This window comes from Providencia sp. 2023EL-00965 (assembly GCF_033550225.1).
GTDB lineage: Bacteria > Pseudomonadota > Gammaproteobacteria > Enterobacterales > Enterobacteriaceae > Providencia > Providencia manganoxydans.
Map to the genome: position 1 here is coordinate 79,609 of NZ_JAWUEH010000008.1, position 26,676 is coordinate 106,284.

The following is a 26,676-nucleotide window of genomic DNA, read 5'->3' on the forward strand; positions in this document are numbered from 1 at the left end:
TTATTGTCCTGTAAATTTGGGCTGTCGTTTTTCAAAGAAGGCATTGATCCCTTCTTGGCGGTCATCGGTACCAGCTAACCCGACAAAATATTGGCGTTCGAGCTGCAAGCCATCAGTAAGTGACATTTCTTGAGCTGCATTAATCGCCGCTTTAGCGGCTTTCACTGCTAAGGGAGCGTGTGTTGCGATGCGTTGCGCAATTTTTTGTGCATATTCAACCACCAGACCATCAACACAAACTTGGCTTACAAGCCCTGCTTGTAAGGCTTGTTGCGCATCAATTGCGTTGCCAGTGAGGATCATTTGCATGGCAAGAGATTTCCCAACTCCACGCACTAGACGTTGTGTGCCACCCGCTCCCGGTATCAAACCTAATGTGATTTCAGGTAACCCAAAACGTGCAGATTCGCCTGCAATAGTGATATCGCTGGCGAGTACTAGCTCACAGCCAGCGCCTAATGCATAGCCATTCACAGCGCTAATGATCGGTTTTGTGATCTGATTAAAGCGGTGCCAAATAGCAGGGCGTTTATCTGTGATAGCGGAAGCAACGGTTTGTTGCTGTAGCTCTTTTAGGTCAGCGCCTGCTGCGAAAAAGCGTGAGTTACCCGTGATCAAGATTGCACCAATCTCTGGATTGTTATCAGCCCGCTCAAGGTGCTCGACGAGTTGTTTTAGGCAGTCCGTACTTAATGCGTTACGCACTTCTGGGCGGTTTAACGTTAATGTCAGTACGCGGTTGTTTGTGTGTGTGAGGATCCAATCTGTGTGCATATTGCCTCCTACACATCAAAATCGAGCACGACACCATCGCCTTTCGGCCATGATTGGCAGCTTAATATGTAGCCTTCAGCGATCTGATCGGGCTCTAGGCTATAATTCACCCCCATTTCAACTTCGCCTGAACGTAATTTGCATTTGCAGGTTGCGCAAACACCACCTTTGCATGCATAGGGCAGATCAGCTCCTTGACGCAATGCAGCATCAAGAATGCTGTCATCTTGACTATCCATGGTGATTGTCAATGTTCGCCCATCCAGTTGAAGGCTAACTTGGCGGTTATCAGAAGCGACAGCCGCTGGTGGCTTAAATTTTAGGGATGAAGTATTAAAACGCTCACTGTGGATATGATCTGGGTTCATCCCACATTCCGCCAATGCCAGCTGTACTTCATCCATCATGGCTTCAGGACCACATACAAAGGCGCGGTGGTACTGCTTGAAATTGAGTAGTTGCTGATCAAGTGCTATTAGCTGAGATTTGTTAATGCGCCCACTGAGGAGCGGGCTTTCTTGTTGCTCTTGGCTGAATAAATAGAGCACTTGCAAACGTTGAGCAAAGCGATTTTTAAGATCGGCAATGACTTCTTTAAACATCACTGAGCGACTATTTTTATTGCCATAAATTAAAGTCACATGGCTATATGGCTCGGTTTGCAGAGTGGATTTAATGATGGAAAGCAGTGGTGTGATCCCAGACCCCGCAGCAATAGCAAGATAACGAGCTCGAGTATTGGCTTCAGGTTGGTAGCCAAACTTTCCTTGTGGGATCATCACATCAAGGCTATCCCCGACATTCAGTTGTTGGTTAATAAAATTTGAAAAGCGTCCTTCATAAATGGCTTTAACACCAATTTTTAATGTGTTTTCATCTGGTGAGCTACAAATGGAGTAGCAACGGCGCAAATCTTCGCCATTAATTAACGCTTTAAGAGTAAGGTGCTGTCCTGGGCGATAGTGATAGTGTTTGCGCAAGCTATCGGGGACATTAAATGTCACAGCCACCGCATCGGGGGTGTCACGTTCAATAGCGGCAATACTTAAGCGGTGAAATACAGTCATAATGTGCCCTTAAATACATTTAAAGTAATCAAAAGGTTCAAAGCATTCGCGGCAGCGATATAAGGCTTTACAGGCTGTAGAGCCAAACTCGCTAATTTTTTCAGTTTGTTGGCTATCACAGCGTGGGCAACGGATTGGCCCCGAGTGCTCTGGATGTTCACAAGATTTCCCCACCGGTGGGGCAATACCAAAATCGCGTAGGCGCTGCTTGGCGTTTTGATTCATCCAATCGGTTGTCCATGCAGGGGTGAGTACGACTTCGATTTCTATATTTGAAAAACCAGCATGGTGTAAAACCTGTTTTATTTCATTGAGTAAAAATTCTGTTGCAGGACAACCTGAATAAGTGGGTGTAAAAAGTACTTTCCAGCCATTGGATGTTGCGAGCACGTTGCGGATCATGCCAAGATCGGTAATCGAGAGTGCTGGCAATTCTGGATCGGGTATTTGCTGTAATTGTTGCCAAATTTGATGAATTTGCGGCGATTGTAGGCCATTCAGGGATTGTCTCTGTTCCATAGCATCACCAGTCACAATTAGGATAAGCGCGCTGAACAAATTGCAACTCGGTTAAAAGGATACCTAGATGCTCAGTGTGATTGCCTTGTTTGCCGCCTGTTCGATAGGCATTTTGCTGAGGTAACGTTAAGGTGGCTTGTTCAAACGTTTCATTAATAGTGGTTAGCCATTGTGGCTGTATGCTGCGAGGGTCGACGGCAATTCCAATTTCAGCGAGTCCAATTTCAATATCATCGGCATGGAACAGCTCGCCAGTAAAGCGCCATAACTGATTGACTGATTGTTGGATTTTTTGGTGACTTTCTTCGCTGCCATCACCCAAACGGATCATCCAATGGCGACTAAAGCGCAAGTGATAGAGGGCTTCTTTCAATGATTTTTCGGCAATAGCGGCAAGTTGTGGATCTGCGCTGTGAGTCAGTGCTTGATACAGCGGTACGTGATAGGCATCAATAAAAAATTGGCGTACCAGTGTGTCATTAAAACCTCCATTGGGCTGCTCGACCAGTAATAGGTTGCAGAATTCACGTTCATCACGCAGAAAGGCTATCTTGTCCTCATCAGACTCATCCCCTGCAAGCGTTGCCGCATAGCTGAGAAAATTTCTGGCTTGTCCCAATAAATCTAAGCCAATGTTTGACATAGCGAGGTCGATTTCTAGCTCAGGGGCGTGGCCACACCATTCACAGAGGCGTTGTGCCAAGACTAAAGGTGTATCACCTTGCCGTAAGACATATTGTTTGAGTGCTTCGTGCTGGTTCATTTTTCACCTTCACATATTTTTGATGCCATCAGAGATGGTATAGAAAGTGGGATGGCGATAAACCTTAGTATCAGCCGGATCAAAGAATGTGCTTTTATCTTCTGGTTGTGAGGCAATTAAGTATGTGGCTTTGACTACCCATACTGAGCAGCCTTCGCTACGACGTGTATAGGCATCTCTAGCATTCTCTAATGCCATTTGATCATCGGCAGCATGTAGGCTGCCAACATGGCGGTGTGCGAGTCCCTGCTTGCTACGAACAAAAACTTCATATAATGGCCAGTCTTGATTGCTCATTATTTTTTCCTTTTTTTTCAATTCCATAGTCTAAGTAATTTCAGATGTCGTTAGGCAATAATTGAATAAGTCGCTAGCGGCCTAGTAAGCACTGTGACTGTAGCCAACAACACTGCAATTTAAAGTTAAGCGGCAGCTTGAATGGCTTGTTGCTTTTGACTGTATGCCATCGCGCCTTCACGAACCCATGCGCCGTCTTCCCAAGCTTTTCGTTTGGCTTCAACACGTTCGTAATTACAGATACCTTCACCTTTAATCACTTGATAAAACTCTTCCCAGTCAATTTCGCCAAAGCGATAGTGGCCAATTGACTCATCCCATTGCAGATCAGGATCAGGGATCGTCATTCCGAGTGCTTCAACTTGAGGAACTGTGTTATCAACAAACTTTTGGCGTAGCTCATCGTTACTAAATCGTTTAATTTTCCATGCCATGCTTTGCGCACTGTGTGGCGAATCACTGTCATTGGGGCCGAACATCATCAGTACTGGCCACCAAAAACGGTTAATAGCGTCTTGTAACATGGCTTGTTGTTGTGGAGTGCCATTGGCAAGCACGGTGACAGCTTCATAACCTTGGCGCTGATGAAAACTCTCTTCTTTGCAAATTTTCACCATAGCGCGAGCGTAAGGGCCGTATGAAGCTCGGCATAATGCAACTTGGTTTACGATGGCAGCACCATCAACTAGCCAACCAATTACGCCAACATCTGCCCAATTGAGAGTGGGGTAGTTAAAAATCGAAGAGTATTTCATTTTGCCATCAAGCATCTTTTGGTAGATGTCTTGGCGTGAGCAGCCAAGGGTTTCAGCCGCACTGTAGAGATAGAGGCCGTGCCCTGCTTCATCTTGAATTTTGGCTAATAGAATCGCTTTACGCCGTAGCGTTGGAGCACGAGTTAACCAATTTGCTTCAGGTAACATACCAATAACTTCCGAGTGAGCATGTTGGCCTATCTGACGGATCAGGTTTTGCCTGTAGGCATCGGGCATCCAATCTTTTGGTTCGATATTGATGTCGGCTTCGAGTTTATTTTCGAAGTTTTCTTGATATTGATTATCCATTTTTCCACCTTAGATGATTCGAATTTTAATTCATTAAAATAAAAGTGAATCATATTTAATTAACATTAATGCTAGGAATCGTTAACAAATAAATCAATGTTGATTGTTTGTATTTTGCGATGAAGCTCACAATGATAATTTTGAATTCTTTTAAATTCAATTGTCTGTATTATCCTTGAGGCGATATTATGAGGGGGTTTTGAGTTGTTTTAATTAATTTTGTTTCTGACTTGTTAAATTTGTATTGGTATATAAGCTTAGTTTTATGATACATATTTTAGTATCAATGTTGATTATTGTTTTCTTTTGGGGGCGTAATGCAGCAATTAACAAGTTATATAATGGGTCAATGGTTATTTGGTCAGGGTGAAAGCCGTAAGATTTATCATGCATTGACCGGTGAAGCTCTATATGAAGTGTCGACAGAGGGTTTACCATTAGTCGATAGTCTCGCTTATGGGCGCAAACATGGTGGTGACGCATTGGCTGCCATGACATTTCAGCAACGCGGGCAAATGCTTAAGGCCGTCGCTAAATATTTATTAGAGCGTAAGGATTATCTTTATGAGATATCGGCACAAACAGGCGCAACAAAGGCGGATAGCTGGGTAGATATTGAAGGGGGGATTGCAACACTGTTTGCTTTTTCAGGGCTAGCAAATCGTGAACTACCAGACGATACCATTTGGCCTGAAGATGAGATGATCCCTTTATCCAAACAAGGGCAGTTTATTGCACGTCATATCTTAACTTCTCGTCGTGGTGTTGCCTTACACATTAATGCGTTTAACTTTCCTTGTTGGGGGATGTTAGAAAAGCTTGCGCCCACTTGGTTAGCCGGCGTCCCTGCGATTATCAAACCTGCAACGGCCTCAGCTCAATTAACACAAGCGATGGTAGGTTTAATTGTTGAAAGTGGGTTGGTGCCCGAAGGTGCAATACAGCTCATTTGCGGCGGTGTGGGTGAGATATTTGAACATCTTGATTTTGAAGATGTTGTGACATTTACAGGTTCGGCGGCAACTGGGCAAAAATTAAAATCCCATCCACGGTTACGCGAAAAATCCATTCCTTTCACGATGGAAGCAGATTCCCTTAATTGTGCCATTCTTGGGGTGGATGTGCAGCCAGAGCAACCTGAGTTTTCTTTATTTATTAAAGAAATAGTGCGTGAAATGACATCAAAGTCTGGGCAAAAATGTACTGCTATCCGTCGTATCATTGTACCCGGGTCTCAATTGGAAGCTGTCAAGCAGGCGCTATTGCATCGTTTGTCAGGTGTCACCGTTGGTGATCCTGCGGTGGAAGGCGTTCGTATGGGGGCGTTGATTAACCAAGAGCAACGCGATGATGTGCAAGAAAAAGTTCTTTTCTTGCAACAAAATGGCTGTGAAATACTGTGTGGTGGAACAACTCAAGGCGTCAACATCATAGGTGGCGATATTCATACAGGGGCATTTTACCCTCCGACCTTGCTATATTGTGCCGATCCTTATACGCATCGAGCAGTACATGAAACGGAGGCTTTTGGCCCTGTTGCGACATTGATGAGTTATCAGACTACGGAGCAAGCTGTTGAGCTCGCGATTATGGGAGAAGGAAGCCTTGCTGGAACTGTGGTTACGGCAGAAGCATCCGTCGCTCAAGAGGTTATTCGTCATAGTGCTAGAGCACATGGGCGAATGTTGATCCTTAATGAGGCAGCGGCGACGGAATCGACAGGCCATGGTTCCCCGCTTCCTTTGTTAGTGCATGGTGGTCCCGGTAGAGCGGGTGGCGGTGAAGAGCTAGGTGGGTTAAGAGCCGTTAAACACTATATGCAACGGACCGCTATTCAAGGGAGTCCATCAATGTTGACCGCAGTGACTAAGCAATGGAGTCGTGGCGCTGAAGTGTATGCAGACCCAGTACATCCATTTAGAAAATATTTTGAAGATTTAGTCATTGGCGACACATTATTAACTGCCAGACGTACTGTATCGGAAGCCGATTTAGTCAATTTTGCTTGCCTAAGTGGTGATCATTTTTATGCTCATATGGATAAAATAGGCGCTGCGCAGTCACTGTTTGGTGAACGTGTCGCTCATGGTTACTTTGTGGTATCCGCGGCAGCTGGTTTATTTGTTGATGCAGCCGTTGGTCCTGTGATCGCTAACTATGGAATGGAAAATCTACGTTTTATTGAACCAGTGAAAATTGGCGACACAATTCAAGTACGTTTAACCTGTAAGAAGAAAATTAAAAAGGCGCAAAAAACGCAAGAAGATAAGCCAAACGGTGTGGTTGAATGGGATGTTCAGGTCTTCAACCAACATGGTGTGGCAGTTGCGCTATATAGTATTCTGACGTTAGTTGAACGTCGTGAAGGGGATTTTGTGTAGTAGTGACGGCTATCGATAAGGAAAAAACTTTTGTGTACGATAAACACAAGGTTTTTTCCTTAGATTGTATTACTTAGTGATAAATTGCGCTTGGTTGAGCTGGCTCAACGCGTTATTCACAGCAAAAATTTCGCTTCTGACTTCAGGGACGCCAAAGGATTTTAAACGGGCGCTGTGTTTTTCAAGATAGGCTTGAGCTTGTTGTGGTGAAGCAAATAGATAGATACCCCCTGCTTTTTGTGTAGAGGGGTTTTCTGTCCATATCTTCCAAATAAAGCCAGGCTCTTGATTAATCGATCCTGCGAGTTCTTCCATTGCGCTTGCCATTTCATCACCCCAAGGTCCCTGATAGGGGAAATCAACTTGTAAAATAACCTGCATAATCACTCCTGTTTGATTTTCTGTTTGCTGTGCACAGTATACTGATTAAGTGAAATTATTACTTTGATGATTAATGGTTTTTCAAGCTGTCACGTTTACTGGCTTCAAATGCTTCTAACGTGTTCAAACGAGCTTGTTTATGGTCAACAATCGGTTTTGGATAGTTCAGTTTAAGTTGATTTGATTCAGCCCATTCATGGGGGGAGTGAATGTATTTATCGGGTACTGCCTGTAGTTCAGGTAACCATTGGCGAATAAACTCACCTTGTGGATCAAATTTTTTGCCTTGGGTCGTTGGATTGAAAATGCGAAACCAAGGTTGTGCATCGGTACCTGTTGAAGCCGACCATTGCCAGCCACCATTGTTGGCGGCTAATGAGCCGTCGATCAACTGCTGCATAAAGTATTGTTCGCCAAGCCGCCAATCAATTAATAAGTCTTTGACAAGAAAACTCGCGGTGATCATTCTGAGTCGATTATGCATCCAGCCAGTGGTATTGAGTTGGCGCATTGCGGCATCCACAATCGGGTAACCTGTTTGACCCTCTTGCCATGCTTTAAGTTGTTCTTTCGAGTTATTCCACTGAATGTACCGTGTCCATTCAATAAACGGTTGATGACGGCATAAACGGGGAAACGCCACTAGCAGGTGGTGATAAAATTCACGCCAAATCAGTTCGTTTAGCCATGTAAATGCGCCACTCTCGGGCGAATCAAAAACATGAGGGTTTTCAGCCAATAAACGATTTAAGCATTGCCTAGGTGATAGGACACCAATAGCTAAATAGGGTGATAATTGGCTGGTTCCATCAATGGATGGGATATCGCGATGTTGTGAGTAATTTTTTACTTTCAGGCGACAAAATTGCCTTAGCTGCTGCCGTGCGGCATGTTCACCTGCGGGAAAATGTGGCGCAATATCAACAAAATCATAATCGAATAGAGTCGATACCGCTGGTACGGTCAGTTTTTCTCCTCTCGCCTGAGGAGCAGGAGCTGAGTGGTAATCGGTTGTGACGAGCTGTGTGATAAAAGCGCGACGAAATGGTGTATAGACTTGGTACATCTCACCTTTTTGGTTTGTCACTGAAGTAGGGGGTAACAACAGTGCATCATCAAAGGCATGAACATGAAAAGATGTCGATTGATTAATTAGCCATTGGTCTCGTTGCTGTTCATTCAGTTCGTATTGGCGATTAAAAAACACGTGGTCGGCTTGTTGTTGCTGGGCAAAATCAAGCACCCACTGCGCTGCTTGTGTGAAATCAGAAACGGTATGGCAAATTAAAGGGATCGCTAACTGCGCCAGTGAATGGCGTAACTCAAGTAAGTTCTGATGAATAAAAGTAATTTGTCGTGATGAGAGATCATGTGCTCGCCATTGTTCCGGCGTGGCGGTAAACACGGCGAGCACGTTTGCTTCAGGATCAGCACAAGCAGATGATAACGCTTTATTATCGGTAACTCTTAAGTCGTTACGAAACCAGACTATATGACAAGCCTGTTTTTTCGTCATCATCTACTCCTTTCTTAGCTCGGTACTTAATCCAATTTTGGGTGCTGGTTGATTAACGATTGACGTTTTTTCTCAAGTTCAGCAATTTGTTGTTCAATATCTTCAACTTTTTGTTCGATATTGTCATAGTGCTCGTTTAAAATTTCTTTCGCTTCTGCGCGGTCAGATGCTGCCGGTGTGGCCCCTCGAAGTGGTTTATTGGCAGTTTCTGGCATTCTGATCCCAGTATACAAACCAATCAGTGCGATAACCATCAAATAGAAGGCTGGCATGTACAGATTATTGGTTGATTCAACTAACCAAGCTGCAACCGTTGGCGTGGCACCCGCAATCAAGACCGAAATATTAAAGGCAATTGCAAGGGCGCTATAACGAATATGCGTTGGGAAAATCGCGGGTAAAATTGACGCCATTACCCCAGTAAAACAGTTAAGTAAAACAGCTAAAATCAGTAAGCCAACAAAAATCAGACCAACAGAGCCGCTGTCAATCAGCATAAAGGCTGGGTAAGCTAAAATAAGCAAACCTACACTACCTGCAATGACGAATGGACGACGACCAATTTTATCACTGGTTAAGCCAATGATTGGTTGGACAAATAGCATACCTATCATGATAGCAATGATGATTAACACACCGTGGTCGGCTGAATAATTCAAGTTATGCGATAGGTAACTTGGCATATATGTCAATAACATATAGTAAGTTACGTTCGTTGCGATAACTAAGCCAACACAGATCATCAGGCTCTTCCAATATTTGGAGACCACTTCACGGAATGAAACCTTCGGTGGGTTTTGAATGTTGGCTTTATCTTGTTTTTCTAATGTCTCGATATGCTGTTGGAATGCAGGGGTTTCTTCAAGGGCATGACGTAGATATAGGCCGATAATACCAAGTGGCAGTGCTAAGAAGAATGGAATTCTCCAACCCCACTCATGGAAGTTTTCTTCTCCAACGATACTTGAGATCAGCACAACAACACCGGCACCTAGGACGAAGCCCGCGATAGAACCAAAGTCTAACCAGCTGCCCATAAAGCCACGTTTACGGTCAGGAGAGTATTCGGCAACAAAGATAGCAGCGCCTGAGTACTCACCACCAACAGAGAAGCCTTGTGCTAATTTAGCTAGCAACAATAAGATCGGAGCCCAAATACCAATACTGGCATACGATGGTATTAAACCAATACAGAAGGTACTGACCGCCATAATAATAATGGTGACGGACAAGACTTTTTGTCGGCCATATTTATCACCTAAAATCCCAAAAACCACGCCACCTAATGGGCGGACGAGAAATGGCACGGAGAATGTGGCTAATGCGGCTATCATCTGGACGCTCGGTGATGCGCCAGGGAAGAAGACTTGGCCAAGTACGTAAGCTAAGAAGCCATATACACCAAAATCAAACCATTCCATCGCATTACCCAGCGAAGCAGCGGTGATTGCTTTTTTTAATTTACCATCATCAATAATGGTGATGTCGTTAATATTTAGTGGTTTTTCTTTTTTCTTTCTGAACTTCATAATGAAACCATCCTGTTATCTGAATTTCAAAAACGTGCGGGGCTACGTTATTAGACTAGTCATAACTCGCGGAACACATCAATAAATCAATCACTATTTTAAAAAGTCCTCAATATGGCATATGTCACGCTGAACTTTATTACTAATAATAAGGGTAGAACTATCGCTAATAATTGCGAGGGGAAATGTGAAGAACAGAGGAATAATGAGTGCAATTTTGTTGTAATAAATTGGGTAAAAAAAGCAAAATTGGAACCTTTATATGACCTAACATTCGAGCAATTGTATAATAATATCGATTAAATGTAAAACTCCGGCTATTTATGCTGATTAGTGCTGTTATTTTTGATGTTTAGTCTGAAAAGTGATATTTACATCTCTTACCCTTTTCGACTCATTAGATTTTTTCTACAGATATTTTTTCTGTTTATTTTACGCTTTGGCCTGCATTCGATAATTTAGAATATTTATTTACCATTCTTAGTTTGTAATTTATTAAATAATTGTAAATATTATTTTTTTTCCATGTTTACGTTTAATTTAAAACTTAATTTATGCTGAACCTAGACTCTTCTTTTGATATTAGTGGATGATTATTCTGTTCTTATTGCCGATTGATTTTAGCTGGTAGGAACAGTCAATTTAATTAGTTACACTAGGTGCAGCATATAAATTAGTTTAATAAAAATGAAGTATTGCGGAGAGTGTATTATCAGCTTCCGTGAATGATTTTAACCTAATCTTGACTTTGAAAGAGTGCCACTATGAAAAAACAGACTGTCGCATCCTATGTCGCAAAAGTTCTAGATAACGCAGGTGTTAAGCGTATTTGGGGCGTTACTGGTGATTCACTAAACGGTTTAAGTGATAGCTTACGCCGCCTTGGAACCATTGAGTGGTTAGGCACTCGCCATGAAGAAGTTGCCGCGTTTGCAGCAGGCGCTGAAGCTCAAATGACAGGTGAACTCGCGGTTTGTGCAGGTTCCTGTGGCCCAGGTAACATGCACCTTATTAATGGGTTATATGATTGCCATCGTAACCGCGTGCCAGTATTGGCCATTGCTGCACATATCCCATCAAGTGAGATTGGTAGCAATTACTTCCAAGAAACTCACCCAACAGAGTTATTCCGTGAGTGCAGTCATTATTGTGAAATGATTTCTAACCCAGAGCAATTGCCACAAGTTCTCGGTATTGCAATGCGCAAAGCCATCCTAGAAAGAGGCGTTTCTGTGATCGTATTACCGGGTGATATCGCATTACGCGACGCACCTGAGAATGCGGTTGATACATGGTATCAGCCACAGGCTCCATTGATCATGCCTCAGCACTCTGAAATTGCAAAATTGGCAGATACACTAAATCAATCAACAAATATCACGCTGTTCTGTGGTGCTGGCTGTGCAGGCGCACACGATGAAGTGATCAAACTAGCGGAAACATTGAAAGCCCCAGTTGTACACGCATTACGTGGTAAAGAGCATATTGAATGGGATAACCCATATAGTGTAGGTATGACAGGGTTAATTGGTTTCTCATCTGGTTATCATGCCATGATGAATGCGGATACTGTGGTTTTATTAGGCACCCAATTCCCATATCGTCCGTTCTATCCGCAAGGCGCTAAGATCATTCAAATTGATATCAATGCAGGTAGCTTAGGCTCACATTGTCATATCGATATGGGCATGATTGGTGATATTAAAACGACGTTAACTGCATTACAGCCTCATTTAGACGTTAAACAAGATAGTCACCATCTAGATAGTGCATTGAAACACTATGTTGAAGCGCGTAAAGGCTTAGATGATTTAGCAAAACCGGGTAAAGAAGGGGTTATTCATCCGCAATATTTGGCGAGCCGGATCAGCGAATTAGCTGATGATGATGCGGTTTTCACTTGTGATGTAGGAACGCCAACGGTTTGGGCTGCTCGTTATCTGAAAATGAACGGTAAGCGCCGTTTAATCGGCTCATTCAACCATGGTTCGATGGCCAATGCGATGCCACAAGCGATGGGTATTCAGTCTGTTGATAAAAAACGCCAAGTGATCACAATGAGTGGTGATGGTGGTTTCAGTATGCTGATGGGCGACATGCTATCACTGGCACAAATGAATCTACCGGTAAAAGTGGTTATTCTGAATAATGGTGTGCTCGGCTTTGTTGCCATGGAAATGAAAGTGGGTGGTTTCCTCACAGAAGGAACGGATCTACATAACCCTAACTTCGCTGCGGTAGCAAATGCAGCAGGTATCAAAGGGATCCGTGTTGAGAAAAGTGAAGACATTGATGCAGCGTTAAAAGAAGCTTTCGCACATGATGGCCCTGTAGTCGTGGATGTCGTTACGGCTAAACAGGAACTCTCTATGCCACCAACCATCAATGCACAAGAGGCGAAAGGCTTTAGTTTATATATGTTAAAAGCCATCCTCAGTGGCCGCGGTGATGAAGTCGTTGAGTTAGCAAAAACTAACTGGTTACGTTAATGATCATACCCCAATCCGTTTTTCGGTTGGGGTATATACTCGTTATACTTTAAGTTGCAGGGTTGTTGACTACACTCAGCGAGTCGAGTCATAGAGTCTATCTATGCTCCCCGCCTATCTTCACTTGTCGCCTACCTGCATCTTGAATTATTTAGAGTATACCGGTCATGCTTGAAGATAGTGTGGGTGACTACGTTGAATAAGCCACCTCACCTATCTTTATTCATCACCCATTTGTATCTGGAATGATCCAGAGTCTCGAGATCCGCCATGACTCATCGTGGTGGGTTCTAGTATCCTGCCGCAGACTGACTTCGCCATAAATGTGCCGCAACCAAAGCACGCCAAGGAGAAAACTCCGTTAACCATTTTTCAGTTTCTTTGGCTGTTGGCTGTGTTGCCATTTTTAATAAGGATTGTAAGTTACGCCTCACCGCGACATCACCATGTAACGAGCCATCAAGGTAATTGAAACCGCGCAAAAGTGCATAGCTGACCGTCCATGGGCCAATACCTTTTAGATTGAGGAGTTGGTTAGCCAGCTCTTGGTGATTGTTTTGATTTAGTTGGACCGATAAATCGATCTGTTTGTCGATAATCGCAGCACAGAGGGTGCGGATCGCGACAATTTTCCCCGCAGAAAAACCCGTTTGCCGCAAGGTATCGTCGTCAGTCGCAGCGACCTGTTGCTCGTTAGGAAAGCACCAAATACCCGATGAGTGCATGCTCCCCGTTGCTTGAATAAAGCGTCGGCGTATTGCAATCGCGGCAGTGACACTGATTTGTTGGCCAATAATTGCCCATACTAAGGCTTCAAATGCACTAGCAGATTGATAGATACGTAGGCCTTGTTGATGTTGGATTAACTGACCAATGATTGGATGAGATAAATACTGCGTTTCGAACTGTTCAATCGCTTGTTGTAAGCCAAGCATGTGCTTGCCAATCTCTATCATTTTTTGATCATTGGCGATATTACTTGAGTCATCCACTTCTAGTTTGATAGTGGCCATTTGTTGGTCGATTGTAATAATCAGCTACGCCGGCGAGTTATCCCAAAGTATGCCTTTACGTAGTACATTGTTTTCGACGATTTCTGCAATGTTTTGTCTATCTCTTAAATGAAATGCAAAAAAATCATCAGCACGAAAATTTACAGGTAGAATAAGCGGTGAGATTGCAGTTGGCATGATGTGAGCCTTTATATTGTGATACAACGCATTTTGGCATGATTAATTTGGATTTCAAGCGTGTCATCTTACTTGAAAAGAGTTAGAGTTTATATTTGTCATACTTCAAGTTGCAGCGCTTTTCGTGAAGGTATAATGACTGCGCTCACTTGTGCTAGTCACACCGTTTTCTATTTTTCTAGTGACTAGTTCATCCGTCGCTTAAGCTGTGCCGTGAATTATTTAGAGTATAATAACCATAATATTTTGACGCTGTTGAATAAAACAAAGCAAGGATGTGATGATGAATGATTCAGAAGATTGCTCTGTACGTGAGGGTAGTAACAAGGCATTTCTTCAAGATATTCCGAATAAATCACCTACTGCCCGTGATGCTAAACCACCTTTAAAACCAGCAGGGTTAGGGGGATGGCTAATATTGCCAATGCTCGGGCTCATTGTGTCTTTGTTTTATTTGCCATTCTCATTCTGGGTAGCCTACGCAGATGTCTTTGAATATTGGAATTTGTTAACAGACCCAACATCCTCTTATTTTATGCCGTTATTTAAAGAACTAACGTATTTTGAGGTCATGGGTAATGTCATTCTTTATGGAACACTGCTATATCTTTGCTATCTGTTTTTCACAAAAAAGAAATTGGCGGTGAAAGTAATTATATTTTTCTACGTATTTTCACTGATATTAATCATTGCTGATGTTATTCTAGTCAAAGAGTTGCTTGCAGTTCCTGTCGATGACAAAGATGTGAAAGAGATTATTCGTGGTGCAGTGGTTTGTGCGATTTGGATCCCTTATTTTTTAACCTCTGTTAGAGTGAAAAATACATTTGTAAATTAACGATATAAACATTACGGCGGTTGAAAGGAGGGCGCATGATTTACTGTAAAAGAGTCTATGACCCAGTTTCGCCTGAAGATGGATACCGTGTACTGATTGACCGATTATGGCCGCGTGGAATAAAAAAAATCGATTTACAGTATGACGAGTGGAATAAAGCAGTTGCACCATCAAATGAATTGCGTAAATGGTTCCATCAACATCCAGATCAATTTGATAAATTTGTAGCGAGTTACTATCAAGAGCTAAATAATAATACGCAAGCGTGGGAAACTTTGGTGCAACAATCACAGCAAGGTAATCTGACATTATTGTATAGCGCAAAGGATAGGGAGCATAATCAAGCCAATGTGCTCAAGTCTTATCTAGAAAATGGCATACCCGTTATGCCTTAAGTTGCGGTATTTCTCGTTGAGATATTCGCGTCAATCGCAGTATTTTCTATACCCCTAGCGACTCGTTTATTTGTCGCCTAGCTGTATCTTGAATGGTTTAGAGTATATTAAGCAATAAGGTTATTAAAAAATGGATGTAAACCAGCCGACTGCTACAACGGCTCCACAAAAAGCACCACTACAGGGGATTGGTGGATGGCTTATTTTCCCTGTGATTGGTTTGTTTTATATGTTGTATCAAACCTTAATGATGGTGCTATTCGATATCAATCAAATCAAAACAGTGTGGCATTTAGTCACAAATGTTAATTCTGATTTTTATGTTAGTGGCTTTTCTACAGCGTTTTATTCATTACAAGCAGGCCATGGCATATTGGTTTTGTTATTAATATGGACGTTTGTTGCCGCACTAAAATGGCAAAAAAAAGCTAAAGTCTTATTTATTATATCTATGCTGTTATACAGTTTAATGATCATCGCTTCTCGTTTTGTATTTCCAAACTTTTTTGGTATTGAAGTCAAATATGGCTATATGATGACAGTAGTAAACAGTGTGTTTTATTGTTTTATTTGGATCCCATATCTCTTGGTTTCAGACAGAGTGAAACAGACGTTTATTCGCTAGTCTTGAATCAAAACCGAAAGCTACAAAGCCCTCAAAATGAGGGCTAAGTGGTTTTTTCGGACTCGCAATTCCCTTTCTTGTCTTGTTTCTATGACTCATAGTTGGTTATTGAGTGGGTTAAAGCTCGGTGCTGTTTAATTACCTAAACAAAGGGTATGAGTTATCCCACACTGTTCAACAAATACCTCGTCGTGCGAAACGAGGAATAATGTGCCTTGGTAGTCATGTAATAGCGCTTCTAGTAATGTTTTTGAATCAATATCAAGGTGGTTGTCTGGTTCATCCAATAACAATACGGCGGGCGGAGTTGGACTATTTATCAGCGCCAATAATGTTGCTTTTAGCTGCTCCCCACCACTAAGTTGATGGAGCGGCTGTAGGGATTTATCTCCTCGAATTCTTAGCATACCCAGCTGAGTACGCCACTGTTCAACGGTCAATGCAGGTTGGTAACGTTGCAATGCTTCAGCGACGGGTAAACTTTTATCTAATAAATTTAAGTGCTGATCGAGATAGCAGAACATTGGGCTGATGCGATACTCACCTGCTCGCTCAGAGATTTTTCCTGCGAGCGTTTTCAACAATGTTGATTTTCCACTGCCGTTATGGCCTTTGATATGCCAATGTTCTCCGGTATAAGCAGTAAATGATAAAGGCTCAAGGTAGCCGTAAGATAGTTGTAATTGTGACGCAAAAACCGTGACTTTCTTCCCATCAGCTTGGTAGTTCAGCACCATTTTCTGTTGTTTAGTATGGATTAGCTGATCTTGGGCTTGCTGTTGTTGTTGCTGCAAGTCGCTCATGACTCTTTGATGGCGTTCTGCGACGTTTGATTGCCTTTTTTGTGCTCGATTGGTTTTCATATCAAGCAGCAATAACGATTGCGAGCCGCTATAGCGAACTTTTTCACCTTGTTTACGACGTTGTTCTGCTTTTTGCAGTGTGGCTTGTTGTTGGCGTTTTTCTTGGCGAATTTGGTGACTTAATCGCTCAGTTTTGGCTTCAATTGCCGCAGTCGCAAAGTTTTTTTGCTCTTCATATAGTGCATAATCACCACCATATTCATGTAATCCCTTATCGGTTAACTCAAAAATAGTATGCATATGCGCTAACAAAGCACGGTTATGGGTGATCACCAATGAACCTGCATTATGTTCTGCGAGTTTATCGCTTAACCATTGACGGCCATCATGATCAAGATAGTTATCTGGCTCATCTAATAATAAAAAATGATCTTTATTTAAAAAGGCGCGACATAAGGTAAGTCGTGTGCGTTCTCCCCCACTAAGGTGACTAATGGGGGTATCTAATGATACGGGTAATTTGGCTGAATCTAATAGGCTTTGCCATTTGGCAGGTAAATGCCATTTATCCTCTAGGAGGTTTATATCATTCAGTGTTGGATTGCCTGAATTAACCCTTGCAAACGCATTGGTGAGTTCACTGATACCTAATGCATCGGCAATCGAATTACCTTGTAAACGGGTTAACTGATCTATATGAATAAAGGGCATCACCCATTTTAGATTACCTGATGTTGGCGTTATTTGTTCTGCGAGTAGACGCATTAAAACCGATTTGCCTTTGCCATTATTGCCAATGAGGGCATTTTTTTGGCATAGCAAGGTTCCACTCAAATGAGAAAATAGAGTGGTTTGATTAAATTCAATACTAAGTTGTGAGAAATGACATGCAACAGTCATGTGTACCTCCTGAGAACAGGGGCAGACAACGTTGGGTTATCTCTTAGGGATAAAAGCGATGGATGACCATTGTCTGCCAAAATAGAAAAAGAAATACCGAATGAGGTATTTGTTAGCATTTTCTGGCAGATCTCAAATCATCGTCGTGGGATACCTTACAGTGAGAAATTAACTTAGTTATTTAATTAGGCAAACTATACCCGTCACACTACAAATTGCAAGTGATGGACTTGGCTCACTCGCACCAGTCACATAATTTTTTATACACCTAGTCACTTGCTTGCGCCTAGCTGAGCATTGAATTATTTAGGTAACATATTTATTAAAAAGTAAAAACCAGCTAGCTAAACGCTAACTGGTTTTTAGTGCATTGCCAACGAGATTTTTATTGCTAAATTGCTGCCGGCTGAGTTGCTTTCAAACGCTCAGCCAACCATTGTGCGATGCGCTGTTGTTCACTTTCATTCAGCCACATGCCCAATTTGGTACGACGCCAAATAGCGTCATCTAATTCAGTTACCCACTCATGTTCAACAAGGTAGCGTAGTTCAGCTTCGTAGACGTTATGGCCAAATGCTTCGCCAAGATCGCTGAGGGAATTTGCACCATCAAGGATCAGCTTACTTTGACTACCGTAAGTTCTTGCAAAGCGCAGTGCTAGCCCTTCAGGCAACCAGTTGTAGCGTTGGCGTAGTAAGCGCGCGTAGCCGTCACGATCACACCCTTCGATATCACCACCCGGTAGTACACCATTTTTGGTCCATGCTGCTCCCGCATTTGGGTAATAATGGGCAAGTTTTCCGACAGCGGCTTCTGCAAGTTTACGATAAGTGGTTAATTTACCGCCGAATACAGATAATAATGGTGCTTTGCCATTTTCATCGTGAATATCTAATGTGTAATCACGAGTGATTGCTTGAGGTGAATCTGATTCATCATCACACAGTGGGCGAACCCCTGAGTAATCCCAAACAATGTCATCTTTAGTTAATTGTTTCTTGAAGTGGTCGTTATAGACTTTCAACAGATAGTTCACTTCATTATCATCGATACGAACATCTTTTGGATCACCTTTATATTCAACATCGGTGGTACCAATGATAGAAAACTCATCCATCCAAGGAATAACGAAAACAATGCGGTTGTCTTCGTTTTGTAAAATATAAGCTTGTGGTTCATCATGAGCACGAGGTACGACAATATGACTACCTTTGATCAGACGAATACCATAAGGTGATTTGAGTTTTAAACCATCGTCAAAGAACTCTTTCACCCATGGGCCTGTCGCGTTGACTAGGCCTTTCGCTTTCCACGTTGCTTTTTCGCCAGTACGTAAATCTTCAGCTTCAACAACCCATAGGCCATCTTCTCGGTATGCACGAGTCACTTTAGTGCGCGTGCGAACTTCACCATGCTTACGAACAACTTCTTGAGCGTTTAATACCACCAAACGAGCATCATCAACCCAACAGTCGGAATATTCAAAACCTTTATTAAGTTCTGGTTTTAATACAGAATTTTGACCGAATTTTAATCCCTTACTTCCAGGTAAACTGGTACGTTTGCCCAAATGATCATATAGGAACAGACCAATACGGATCATCCACGCTGGGCGCAGGTGAGGTTGATGTGGCAAACGGAAGCGCATTGGAAATGCAATGTGCGGTGCCAGTTTTAACAGGACTTCGCGTTCAGCTAGTGCTTCGCTAACGAGGCGGAACTCATAATGTTCCAAATAACGTAATCCACCATGGATCAGCTTTGAACTCGCAGATGAAGTTGCACTGGCTAAGTCTTGAGCCTCAAGCAGCAATACAGATAGTCCACGGCCAGCGGCATCTGCCGCAATACCAGCGCCGTTTATACCGCCGCCGATTACAATCAAGTCTTTAGTTTCCATGCATCCCCCTGAGATGTTCGAAACACTTTCTATAATGTTCGTTTTCGCTCATTCATTGTAATCAAAACCGATTAATATGCCAACTATTTAGCGACAAAAAACAACAACTGCGTGATAAAGGTAACAATTTTTTTTCAATAACCACAATAGTTATAAGTTTATTTAGAGGAAATGAACATGTTCGAACATTAACGAGCGATCGTCTTTAGGGGAGCAACAGATAGAGATGAAGGAGAAATGATGAGATGGTAGAGGGTCTACCATCTCAAAAAATTAGCAAAGTTCTAATTGGACATTATGTTGTTCAATCACTTTTTGAATGCTATCTGGCGGTTGTTGATCGGTAAATAAGTAGTCGATAAGATTCATGTTGCCAAGGTTAACCATCGCATTACGACCAAATTTTGAATGGTCAGTGACGAGCATCACGCAACGTGAGTTTTCAATAATGGCACGTTTAGTGCGGACTTCATGATAATCGAACTCAAGCAATGACCCATCCATATCAATGCCGCTGATCCCTAAGATACCGTAATCGAGCCTAAATTGTGAGATGAAGTCTAAGGTTGCTTCACCAACAATACCGCCATCGCGTGAGCGCACTTCACCACCCGCTAAGATCAGGCGAAAATCTTCTTTGGCCATTAATAGGGTTGCAACGTTTAGGTTATTAGTCACTACACGTAGGTTTTTATGATTGACTAATGCATGGGCGACGGCTTCCGGTGTCGTACCTATATCGATAAACAGTGTCGCGCCATCTGGAATTTGGCTAGCAACCCGCTGGGCAATACGCGCTTTTTCATCTGACCACATGATCTTACGGTCGTTATAAGCGGCGTTTACAGAGCTGGAAGGGAGTGCTGCGCCACCATGGTGGCGCTGAATTTTATTTTGTTCAGCGAGATCATTGAGGTCACGACGGATTGTCTGAGGGCTAACCTCGAAATGTTCGACAAGCTCTTCAGTGCTTACATAGCCTTGAAGGCGAACGAGTTCGATGATTGCATCATGTCTCTGGGTCTGTTTCACGGTGTTAGCCTCTGTCTATTATCTTCATCTGGAGCTCTGATGTTTGAAAGTATGGCGATTATCCCATAATCCCATTAATAAGCCGATAATTAACCCTGATATATGTGCGGCATTAGCGATATCAGTACCTAAAATACCTAAGTTGCCTAAAAAGAGCCAGACAACCACAAAAATCATTAAACCACGTGGTGCACTAACTTCTTTTTCAGGCTGGCGTTCGCCTATTAACCAAACATAGCTGATCAAGGCGTAAACGACACCAGATAGCCCACCAAAGTTAGATTCACTATAAATAGATTGGCCCCAATTACAGAACAAAGCTGACACGAGAAAGAGTGTTAGCAGCTTGCCCGTACCAAGCCTACGTTCAACTTGGCTAGCTAAATACCACCATAATACGAGGTTAAATCCTAGTTGAGAAAGAGAGAATTGTACGAAAGCAGGACTAAACCAACGCCACAGTTCAAATTGTTGTCCTTCTCTAGGCCATGCAAGGTAACGCAATACATCAAGATGTTGAGTCATTGATAACCACAGGTAGATACCTGCGCAAATTAGCATGACAGCAAGGGTTAATGGCCCTGATTGTGCTTTTAAATAGTCTAATGTGAGGTGGTTACGATATTTAAAGCCAGTTTGTGTTGTTCCTGTTTGCCAACTCGCTTCGGTATAACGTGGATCGGTTGGGTTCTGTAAAAACAGTTTAAGCTCATGATGCACTCGCTCAGTTTGCGTTTCATCATCAAGCCAAATTTCAACTTGCTGTTGCTCTGGGATCGTATGAATTTTTAATTGGATATGTTGGCTTGCCATATAATCGACAAATGCCTGAGCAACTCTGGGATTTTCGAAGGAAACAACATGGATCATGAAAGGTGCTTCTCACTTAGAGAGCCGTAACGGCTTGTGGATATTCCCTTAACCAAGCCTCGAAGCCGCCGTTTATACTATAAACTGACTCGAAGCCGATATTAATAAGATATTGTGCAGCCCCTTGGCTACTATGGCCGTGATAACACATGACCATAATGGTTTGTTCATAGTCTGTCTGTGCTAGAAATTCACTGAGAGTTTCATTGGTTAAATGATAAGCACCACTCGCGTGCCCAGCTCGGAAGCTTTGTGGGTCGCGAACATCAACCAAAACTGCGGAGCCATCTACCCAATGTTGGTATGCCTGTGCAGGGGTGAGTGTCTCAAATTGTTCCATAATATACCGAATAGTCAGATAATAAAGGGCACTCAGACCGTAACAAACAAGGGCTGTTTAGTTGCAGTCCTAAAGTTAATGATGAAAACCAATTTCGTTGGCTTTCATTGAGTAGGACAAAGAAAAGAAGTTCCTCTTCTTTGTCCTGTAACATTTAATTGCGAAAAAGTTTTCAGCAATTAGTAGAACGAGTGTTCACCACGTTGGTGCTCAGTCAGATCTTTCACACCTTTTAGCTCGCCTTCAAACATTTTCAGAAGTTCTTTTTCGATCCCTTCTTTTAATGTTACATCAACCATTGAACAGCCGTTACAACCACCACCGAATTGTAAAATTGCAAAGCCGTCATCGGTAATTTCCATCAGTGATACGCGACCACCATGGCTTGCCAGTTGCGGGTTAATTTGTGATTGTAGGACGTATTCAACACGCTCGATTAGCGGAGCGTCATCAGACACTTTACGCATTTTAGCGTTAGGTGCTTTGAGTGTCAGTTGTGAACCAAGTTGGTCGGTGACGAAATCAATTTCAGCGTCATCGAGGAATGGTGCACTGATTTCATCTACGTAAGCGGATAGACGCTCAAATTTTAGCTCTTGGTCAGTCGCTTCAACGGCGTCTGGTGGGCAATAAGATACGCCGCACTCAGCTGAAGGTGTGCCCGGGTTAATAACGAACACGCGAATTTGGGTGCCTGGCTCTTGGTTTTCCAACAATTTGGCAAAATGAGCCTGTGCTGCTTCAGTAATATTAATCATAATTTGCTCAATTTAATAATCTACCAGAAATCCTTCAAGTTGCAGTGTTGTTGACTACGTTCAGCTAGCCGAGTCACATAGTTTATCTATGCTCCCCGTCTATCTTCACTTGTCGCCTAACTGCAACTCGAATTATTTGGGGTATAGTTGACCGCATTAGTTGGTTATAATACGCCCATTTGCCCCTATACTACAAGGTTCGGCATATCGTCCAAGCCTGTACAGTCTGTGCTCCCGCACAAATCAGCAATTGTGCCGCTGTTTGCATGGTGGTTCCTGTCGTCAACACGTCATCAATAATCGCGATATGTTGTCCTACAACGGAACCGGTTAAGGTAAATGCGCCATTAAGATTACTATGACGGTAATTACGTTTTAATGTTATTTGTGCCAGTGTATCACGAGTACGCAATAATGAATTTCGTGAATATGGGATATTTAACCAATTGGATAAATATTCACCAATTGAGGCGATATGGTCAAACCCTCTCATCCATAATCGTTTGGGGTGTGATGGGATAGTAATTAACCGTTGTGGTTTGCACCAAAAATGTTGTCGATACCCCTTAAGCCAATGCAAAACGAATACCCTTGCTAACACAAATGCTAATTGAGGTTGTGGGTTAAATTTATAGTGATGGATCAGTTTGCGTAAAGGTGGTTGATAAGGACTAACGCTAATTAGCCTTTGCCATGAAGGCGGGTGCTGTAAGCAACGGCCACAAGCCAGATGGTTATGCTCTGTAGGTAATCCACAACAAAGACAACAGATTGGCATCGAAGGTAACTTTCTAAGACAAAAAGAACAAATGCCATGGTGAGTTAATTTTAAGGCTTGTAGGCATAGCCAACAGGCACCTTGCATTGTTAGCATAAGCATATTCCTGTGAAAAAAGAGAGTGTAACCATGACACAGCTTTATTGGGAGACAATTGGAGAGGGGGCTCAAGATCTTATGCTCCTCCACGGGTGGGGATTGAATGCGGAAGTGTGGCGTTCAGTCGTTCCTCGATTGGGTTCGCATTTTCGTTTGCATTTAATTGACTTACCCGGTTATGGGCGTAGCCAAGGTTTTGACGCTATGGATGTGCAATCTATGGCTAACACGGTATGGCAACAAGCACCTAAGCATGCCATTTGGTTAGGTTGGTCACTCGGTGGCTTAGTGGCAAGCCGTATTGCTCTCGACCATTTTGCTGAGGTGAAAGGTTTGATCACGGTGGCATCATCACCAAGTTTTCAAGCTCATGACCATGCTTGGCCGGGGATCAAGTCCGAGGTGTTATTGGGCTTTGAGCAGCAACTTGCAATGGATTTCCAACGTACAGTGGAGCGTTTTTTAGCGCTACAAACGTTAGGGACTGAAAGTGCACGTAATGATGCCAAACTGCTTAGAACGGTAGTACTCGAACAGCCAATACCCAAAGTGGATATCCTCAATGCAGGTTTGGAAATTTTGCGCGTTGTGGATTTACGTGAAGAGTTAAAGGATCTTACCGTGCCATTTTTGCGTATTTATGGCTATCTAGATGGTTTAGTGCCACGTAAAGTTGCGACTATACTGGATGATATGTATCCGAACTCTCCTTCAGTAGTGATGCGCCATAGTGCTCATGCTCCTTTTATTTCTCACCCTGATGAGTTTTGTGAGTATGTGTTGGATTTTTTAGCGCGTCTGGAAGGGTAAGCACATAGTGTGAGCAGTCATTGCTTTCGGGGCAACCTTTACAGCTAGTGCCTGTTAAACAGGCACTTAAATCTACTTTTTTCAATTTTCCCATGGCGATGAGCTTGTCTACCATTGCTTGTATCAAGGGTTTGGGGGCTTTAAGTTGTTCGCTGAGCAGATCAAGGTCAGCTTGCCCATACAGCGCCACTAAGTCTCTGATTTGTAACAAGCTGACCATGTTTACCTCTTAATGACAGACTTTATCTGAACAGTCACAACAGGATTTTGCCGTTTTGTTGGCTAAGTTTAGTGTGACTCGGCTACGCATACGACGTAATACCGTAAACAACGCAAGGTTAAATACCACGACCGCAATAATAGTGATCACACTACTTTGTGGGTGTTGGCTGAATGTTGCTGTTTGATAAAACAGGGCTGACAAGCTATAAGCAACGTTAAGCCCCCATAAAATAGAGAAGGTCATCCAACTCTTATTTGTTTCACGTGCAATCGCCCCCATCACTGAAACACAAGGCACATACAGCAACACAAAGATCAGGTAGCTGTAGGCTGCGATATCGGAGCCAAATTTAGCCGCCATGGTTCCCATAGAGCCTGTTGCCATCTCCCCATCCCCTTTGCTCGCTTCGATCGGGTTAGAAAGCGCACTCAACGTAAAGGTTTCCTTTAAGCTATCCCATGTTTCAGAGACGGCATCTTCAAGCTCTGCAAGTAAGTCAAAGGAAGCCGCATCAAAAGGCTCAGTGGTGATACTCTCAGCGGTATAAAGCGTGTTCAATGTACCCACTACCACCTCTTTAGCCATTGCACCGGTAATTAAGCCAACGGTCGCTTGCCAGTTATCAGTGTGTACTCCAATCGGCTGTAACACCGGGGTGATCACTTTACTTACAGAAGCTAAAGCCGAGTCATTAATATTATCAACAGGCTCTCCTGACAACGAGAAGCTATTGAGCGCACCAATAAACATACTCGCCACAACAATGACTTTACCGGCTCGGATCACGAAGCCTTTCAAACGCTGCCAAGTTTGTATCAGCAAAGTCTTCGCGTGTGGCACGTGATAAACCGGTAGTTCCATCACGAAAGGAGATGCTTCGCCGCGCATTAAAGTATGTTTGAGTAACAAACCCGTCAGAATGGCGACGACAATACCGAGTAGATAAAGGGAGAACACGATACTGGCACCGTTTTTACCAAAAAAAGCCGCAGCGAACACCGCGAAAATAGCTAAACGTGCGCCACAAGACATGAAAGGGGCCATTAATACTGTAATTAAGCGCTCACGTGGCGCATCTAATGTACGAGCCCCCATAATGGAAGGAACGTTGCAACCGAATCCGACGATAAGTGGGACGAATGATTTACCCGGTAGGCCTAAAGCTTGCATCAATCTGTCCATCACAAATGCAGCGCGAGCCATATAACCTGAGTCTTCTAAGATAGATAAGAACAGATACATCATGCCGATTTGTGGTACTAATGGCAGAACGGTGTTAATACCACCACCAACGCCTTGAGCGAGGAAAATGGTTAACCAATCAGGGAAGCTGAAGTAAGCTCCAACCCACTGTATACCATGAATAAAGATCGCTTCAGAGGCGCCTTCGAAGAAAGGTTGTAATGCACCACCAATATTGATGGCCAATACAAACATCAAATACATTACAAATAAGAAAATCGGTACACCCAGCCAGCGATTGAGGATCACGCCATCAAGAGTTTGTGTAAGTTTATTTGGTTCTGCGGCGCTGTTATTGATCGCTTTTTCACAGATTGCAGCAATGGATTGGTAGCGCGCATCGGCAATCAGTAATTCAGGCTCTTCGTTTAAGCTATTTTTGAGATTTTGCTGAGTTGCATGTAGTTGTTCATTCGAGATATTCGCGCGCTGGCGGCTATAAATATCACCTTCAAGAATTTGTAATGCTAACCAGCGGCGTTGTTGCTGGCTAAACTGCTGCGCTGATATTTGTTCTGATAAGGAATCCACTTCCTGTAGCAATGCGGTTGGGTATTCAACCAGCGCTTGCATATTGTTTTGTGGATGGCTATCAATGGCCTGTTTGAGTTTATCAATCCCTGTTGCACGCGTTGAAACCAATGGGATCACAGGGCAACCAAGCTGCTGTTGGAGCTGTTCAATATCAATATCTATGTGTTGGCTTTGCGCAATGTCTAACATATTCAGTGCAACGATGCATGGCACGCCTAGCTCAATCAATTGCAGCGTCAAATAAAGGTTGCGCTCTAAATTAGACGCATCCACTACGTTGATTAACATATCGGCTTCACCACTTAAGATGAAGTAGCAGGCAATTTGCTCATCTAGCGATGTTTGTTCTGAAATCGTGGTTAGCGAGTAGGTGCCGGGAAGGTCAACTAATTCAATATTATGCTCTGGTGTATTAAAACGGCCAACCTTTCTTTCAACGGTCACACCCGCCCAGTTCCCCACTCGTTGGCGAGAACCAGTTAATTGATTGAATAGGGTGGTCTTACCGGCATTTGGATTGCCAATTAGGCCGATAGTTAGTGGTTTCATAAAATTTTAC

Annotated in this window: 24 protein-coding genes and 1 pseudogene; 6 read left to right on the forward strand and 19 right to left on the reverse strand. The window is 43.0% G+C overall.

Translation table 11 applies throughout. From position 1 onward, the window contains the following. From paaF to paaA, 6 genes are all read right to left on the reverse strand, one after another. Complete coding sequence (paaF, locus tag SC428_RS11650; RefSeq protein ID WP_318707855.1) at positions 1 to 774, reverse strand: 2,3-dehydroadipyl-CoA hydratase PaaF; 774 nt, start codon at positions 772 to 774, stop codon at positions 1 to 3. 8 nt (positions 775 to 782) lie between these two features. Continuing rightward, on the reverse strand, positions 783 to 1,841 hold the full coding sequence (gene paaE, locus SC428_RS11655; RefSeq protein ID WP_070929495.1) for a 1,2-phenylacetyl-CoA epoxidase subunit PaaE: 1,059 nt from the start codon (positions 1,839 to 1,841) through the stop codon (positions 783 to 785). Positions 1,842 to 1,850: 9 nt separating this feature from the next. Next, positions 1,851 to 2,360 carry a 1,2-phenylacetyl-CoA epoxidase subunit PaaD gene (paaD, locus tag SC428_RS11660; protein WP_140186304.1) on the reverse strand — a complete coding sequence of 170 codons (510 nt, stop codon included), beginning with the start codon at positions 2,358 to 2,360 and terminating at the stop codon, positions 1,851 to 1,853. Positions 2,361 to 2,364: 4 nt separating this feature from the next. After that, the gene (gene paaC, locus SC428_RS11665) at positions 2,365 to 3,123 is read right to left on the reverse strand and encodes a 1,2-phenylacetyl-CoA epoxidase subunit PaaC (protein WP_140186303.1); all 759 of its coding nucleotides are present in this window, start codon (positions 3,121 to 3,123) and stop codon (positions 2,365 to 2,367) included. 9 nt (positions 3,124 to 3,132) lie between these two features. After that, positions 3,133 to 3,420, reverse strand: coding sequence for a 1,2-phenylacetyl-CoA epoxidase subunit PaaB (paaB, locus tag SC428_RS11670; RefSeq protein WP_318707856.1), 288 nt, complete (start codon positions 3,418 to 3,420; stop codon positions 3,133 to 3,135). A gap of 125 nt (positions 3,421 to 3,545) precedes the next feature. Continuing rightward, complete coding sequence (gene paaA, locus SC428_RS11675) at positions 3,546 to 4,484, reverse strand: 1,2-phenylacetyl-CoA epoxidase subunit PaaA (RefSeq protein WP_070929491.1); 939 nt, start codon at positions 4,482 to 4,484, stop codon at positions 3,546 to 3,548. Positions 4,485 to 4,801: 317 nt separating this feature from the next. On the opposite strand from paaA, the gene paaZ reads away from it, so the two are divergent. Further along, on the forward strand, positions 4,802 to 6,865 hold the full coding sequence (gene paaZ, locus SC428_RS11680; protein ID WP_140179733.1) for a phenylacetic acid degradation bifunctional protein PaaZ: 2,064 nt from the start codon (positions 4,802 to 4,804) through the stop codon (positions 6,863 to 6,865). Positions 6,866 to 6,934: 69 nt separating this feature from the next. Here paaZ and SC428_RS11685 read toward each other — a convergent pair whose 3' ends face one another. The 3 genes from SC428_RS11685 to proP all read right to left on the reverse strand — a co-directional run bounded on the left by SC428_RS11685 (position 6,935) and on the right by proP (position 10,291). Next, on the reverse strand, positions 6,935 to 7,246 hold the full coding sequence (locus SC428_RS11685) for a monooxygenase (protein ID WP_283126202.1): 312 nt from the start codon (positions 7,244 to 7,246) through the stop codon (positions 6,935 to 6,937). Between the two features lie 70 nt (positions 7,247 to 7,316). Continuing rightward, a complete protein-coding gene (phrB, locus tag SC428_RS11690) occupies positions 7,317 to 8,762 on the reverse strand; it encodes a deoxyribodipyrimidine photo-lyase (protein WP_140186317.1) in 1,446 nt (481 codons plus the stop codon). Positions 8,763 to 8,788: 26 nt separating this feature from the next. Continuing rightward, on the reverse strand, positions 8,789 to 10,291 hold the full coding sequence (proP, locus tag SC428_RS11695; RefSeq protein WP_070929488.1) for a glycine betaine/L-proline transporter ProP: 1,503 nt from the start codon (positions 10,289 to 10,291) through the stop codon (positions 8,789 to 8,791). Positions 10,292 to 11,055: 764 nt separating this feature from the next. Between proP and poxB the strand changes: the two genes are divergently transcribed. Next, entirely contained in the window at positions 11,056 to 12,780 is a 1,725-nt protein-coding gene (gene poxB, locus SC428_RS11700; RefSeq protein WP_318707857.1) for a ubiquinone-dependent pyruvate dehydrogenase, read from the forward strand. A gap of 290 nt (positions 12,781 to 13,070) precedes the next feature. Here poxB and SC428_RS11705 read toward each other — a convergent pair. Further along, positions 13,071 to 13,970 (reverse strand): annotated as a pseudogene (locus tag SC428_RS11705) (DNA-3-methyladenine glycosylase family protein). 283 nt (positions 13,971 to 14,253) lie between these two features. On the opposite strand from SC428_RS11705, the gene SC428_RS11715 reads away from it, so the two are divergent. The 3 genes from SC428_RS11715 (at position 14,254) to SC428_RS11725 (ending at position 15,828) form a co-directional block, all read left to right on the forward strand. Beyond that, on the forward strand, positions 14,254 to 14,808 hold the full coding sequence (locus SC428_RS11715) for a DUF2569 domain-containing protein (protein ID WP_140186315.1): 555 nt from the start codon (positions 14,254 to 14,256) through the stop codon (positions 14,806 to 14,808). Between the two features lie 35 nt (positions 14,809 to 14,843). Continuing rightward, positions 14,844 to 15,203, forward strand: a complete 360-nt coding sequence (locus tag SC428_RS11720; protein WP_070929486.1) for a DUF488 domain-containing protein — start codon at positions 14,844 to 14,846, stop codon at positions 15,201 to 15,203. Between the two features lie 130 nt (positions 15,204 to 15,333). Further along, the gene (locus tag SC428_RS11725; RefSeq protein WP_140186298.1) at positions 15,334 to 15,828 is read left to right on the forward strand and encodes a DUF2569 family protein; all 495 of its coding nucleotides are present in this window, start codon (positions 15,334 to 15,336) and stop codon (positions 15,826 to 15,828) included. A 134-nt stretch (positions 15,829 to 15,962) separates the two neighbouring features. Here the strand turns inward: SC428_RS11725 and SC428_RS11730 are convergent, their stop codons facing one another. From SC428_RS11730 to SC428_RS11760, 7 genes are all read right to left on the reverse strand, one after another. Continuing rightward, complete coding sequence (locus tag SC428_RS11730) at positions 15,963 to 17,531, reverse strand: ATP-binding cassette domain-containing protein (RefSeq protein WP_318707861.1); 1,569 nt, start codon at positions 17,529 to 17,531, stop codon at positions 15,963 to 15,965. A gap of 391 nt (positions 17,532 to 17,922) precedes the next feature. Then, entirely contained in the window at positions 17,923 to 19,431 is a 1,509-nt protein-coding gene (gene glpD, locus SC428_RS11735; protein ID WP_070929485.1) for a glycerol-3-phosphate dehydrogenase, read from the reverse strand. Between the two features lie 273 nt (positions 19,432 to 19,704). Beyond that, a complete protein-coding gene (locus SC428_RS11740) occupies positions 19,705 to 20,463 on the reverse strand; it encodes a DeoR/GlpR family transcriptional regulator (RefSeq protein ID WP_070929484.1) in 759 nt (252 codons plus the stop codon). 24 nt (positions 20,464 to 20,487) lie between these two features. After that, complete coding sequence (gene glpG, locus SC428_RS11745; protein ID WP_070929483.1) at positions 20,488 to 21,333, reverse strand: rhomboid family intramembrane serine protease GlpG; 846 nt, start codon at positions 21,331 to 21,333, stop codon at positions 20,488 to 20,490. A 16-nt stretch (positions 21,334 to 21,349) separates the two neighbouring features. Then, entirely contained in the window at positions 21,350 to 21,673 is a 324-nt protein-coding gene (glpE, locus tag SC428_RS11750; protein WP_070929482.1) for a thiosulfate sulfurtransferase GlpE, read from the reverse strand. 179 nt (positions 21,674 to 21,852) lie between these two features. Next, complete coding sequence (gene nfuA, locus SC428_RS11755; protein ID WP_070929481.1) at positions 21,853 to 22,431, reverse strand: Fe-S biogenesis protein NfuA; 579 nt, start codon at positions 22,429 to 22,431, stop codon at positions 21,853 to 21,855. A gap of 190 nt (positions 22,432 to 22,621) precedes the next feature. Then, positions 22,622 to 23,305, reverse strand: a complete 684-nt coding sequence (locus SC428_RS11760; protein WP_318707862.1) for a phosphoribosyltransferase family protein — start codon at positions 23,303 to 23,305, stop codon at positions 22,622 to 22,624. A 33-nt stretch (positions 23,306 to 23,338) separates the two neighbouring features. Here SC428_RS11760 and bioH point away from each other — a divergent pair, with 33 nt between their 5' ends. Then, positions 23,339 to 24,118: a pimeloyl-ACP methyl ester esterase BioH gene (gene bioH / locus SC428_RS11765; RefSeq protein WP_140186294.1), complete on the forward strand. Its 780-nt coding sequence runs from the start codon at positions 23,339 to 23,341 to the stop codon at positions 24,116 to 24,118. On the opposite strand, the gene SC428_RS11770 is transcribed toward bioH, so the two are convergent. Continuing rightward, positions 24,054 to 24,338 carry a FeoC-like transcriptional regulator gene (locus SC428_RS11770; protein WP_081336023.1) on the reverse strand — a complete coding sequence of 95 codons (285 nt, stop codon included), beginning with the start codon at positions 24,336 to 24,338 and terminating at the stop codon, positions 24,054 to 24,056. The genes bioH and SC428_RS11770 overlap by 65 nt on opposite strands. Positions 24,339 to 24,347: 9 nt before the next feature. Then, positions 24,348 to 26,666 carry a Fe(2+) transporter permease subunit FeoB gene (feoB, locus tag SC428_RS11775; protein WP_070929479.1) on the reverse strand — a complete coding sequence of 773 codons (2,319 nt, stop codon included), beginning with the start codon at positions 26,664 to 26,666 and terminating at the stop codon, positions 24,348 to 24,350. Between the last annotated feature and the right edge of the window lie 10 nt (positions 26,667 to 26,676).

What these genes read in the sequence shown, in the direction of transcription:
- paaA (WP_070929491.1), bottom strand. Translation starts at nt 4,484, where the DNA reads ATGGATAATCAATATCAAGAAAACTTCGAAAATAAACTCGAAGCCGAC.
- paaE (WP_070929495.1), bottom strand. Translation starts at nt 1,841, where the DNA reads ATGACTGTATTTCACCGCTTAAGTATTGCCGCTATTGAACGTGACACC.
- paaD (WP_140186304.1), bottom strand. Translation starts at nt 2,360, where the DNA reads ATGGAACAGAGACAATCCCTGAATGGCCTACAATCGCCGCAAATTCAT.
- SC428_RS11770 (WP_081336023.1), bottom strand. Translation starts at nt 24,338, where the DNA reads ATGGTCAGCTTGTTACAAATCAGAGACTTAGTGGCGCTGTATGGGCAA.
- feoB (WP_070929479.1), bottom strand. Translation starts at nt 26,666, where the DNA reads ATGAAACCACTAACTATCGGCCTAATTGGCAATCCAAATGCCGGTAAG.
- SC428_RS11725 (WP_140186298.1), top strand. Translation starts at nt 15,334, where the DNA reads ATGGATGTAAACCAGCCGACTGCTACAACGGCTCCACAAAAAGCACCA.
- SC428_RS11720 (WP_070929486.1), top strand. Translation starts at nt 14,844, where the DNA reads ATGATTTACTGTAAAAGAGTCTATGACCCAGTTTCGCCTGAAGATGGA.
- paaZ (WP_140179733.1), top strand. Translation starts at nt 4,802, where the DNA reads ATGCAGCAATTAACAAGTTATATAATGGGTCAATGGTTATTTGGTCAG.
- bioH (WP_140186294.1), top strand. Translation starts at nt 23,339, where the DNA reads ATGACACAGCTTTATTGGGAGACAATTGGAGAGGGGGCTCAAGATCTT.
- SC428_RS11760 (WP_318707862.1), bottom strand. Translation starts at nt 23,305, where the DNA reads ATGCTAACAATGCAAGGTGCCTGTTGGCTATGCCTACAAGCCTTAAAA.
- SC428_RS11715 (WP_140186315.1), top strand. Translation starts at nt 14,254, where the DNA reads ATGAATGATTCAGAAGATTGCTCTGTACGTGAGGGTAGTAACAAGGCA.
- paaC (WP_140186303.1), bottom strand. Translation starts at nt 3,123, where the DNA reads ATGAACCAGCACGAAGCACTCAAACAATATGTCTTACGGCAAGGTGAT.
- phrB (WP_140186317.1), bottom strand. Translation starts at nt 8,762, where the DNA reads ATGACGAAAAAACAGGCTTGTCATATAGTCTGGTTTCGTAACGACTTA.
- glpG (WP_070929483.1), bottom strand. Translation starts at nt 21,333, where the DNA reads ATGATCCATGTTGTTTCCTTCGAAAATCCCAGAGTTGCTCAGGCATTT.
- paaB (WP_318707856.1), bottom strand. Translation starts at nt 3,420, where the DNA reads ATGAGCAATCAAGACTGGCCATTATATGAAGTTTTTGTTCGTAGCAAG.
- SC428_RS11685 (WP_283126202.1), bottom strand. Translation starts at nt 7,246, where the DNA reads ATGCAGGTTATTTTACAAGTTGATTTCCCCTATCAGGGACCTTGGGGT.
- glpD (WP_070929485.1), bottom strand. Translation starts at nt 19,431, where the DNA reads ATGGAAACTAAAGACTTGATTGTAATCGGCGGCGGTATAAACGGCGCT.
- glpE (WP_070929482.1), bottom strand. Translation starts at nt 21,673, where the DNA reads ATGGAACAATTTGAGACACTCACCCCTGCACAGGCATACCAACATTGG.
- poxB (WP_318707857.1), top strand. Translation starts at nt 11,056, where the DNA reads ATGAAAAAACAGACTGTCGCATCCTATGTCGCAAAAGTTCTAGATAAC.
- proP (WP_070929488.1), bottom strand. Translation starts at nt 10,291, where the DNA reads ATGAAGTTCAGAAAGAAAAAAGAAAAACCACTAAATATTAACGACATC.
- paaF (WP_318707855.1), bottom strand. Translation starts at nt 774, where the DNA reads ATGCACACAGATTGGATCCTCACACACACAAACAACCGCGTACTGACA.
- SC428_RS11730 (WP_318707861.1), bottom strand. Translation starts at nt 17,531, where the DNA reads ATGACTGTTGCATGTCATTTCTCACAACTTAGTATTGAATTTAATCAA.
- nfuA (WP_070929481.1), bottom strand. Translation starts at nt 22,431, where the DNA reads ATGATTAATATTACTGAAGCAGCACAGGCTCATTTTGCCAAATTGTTG.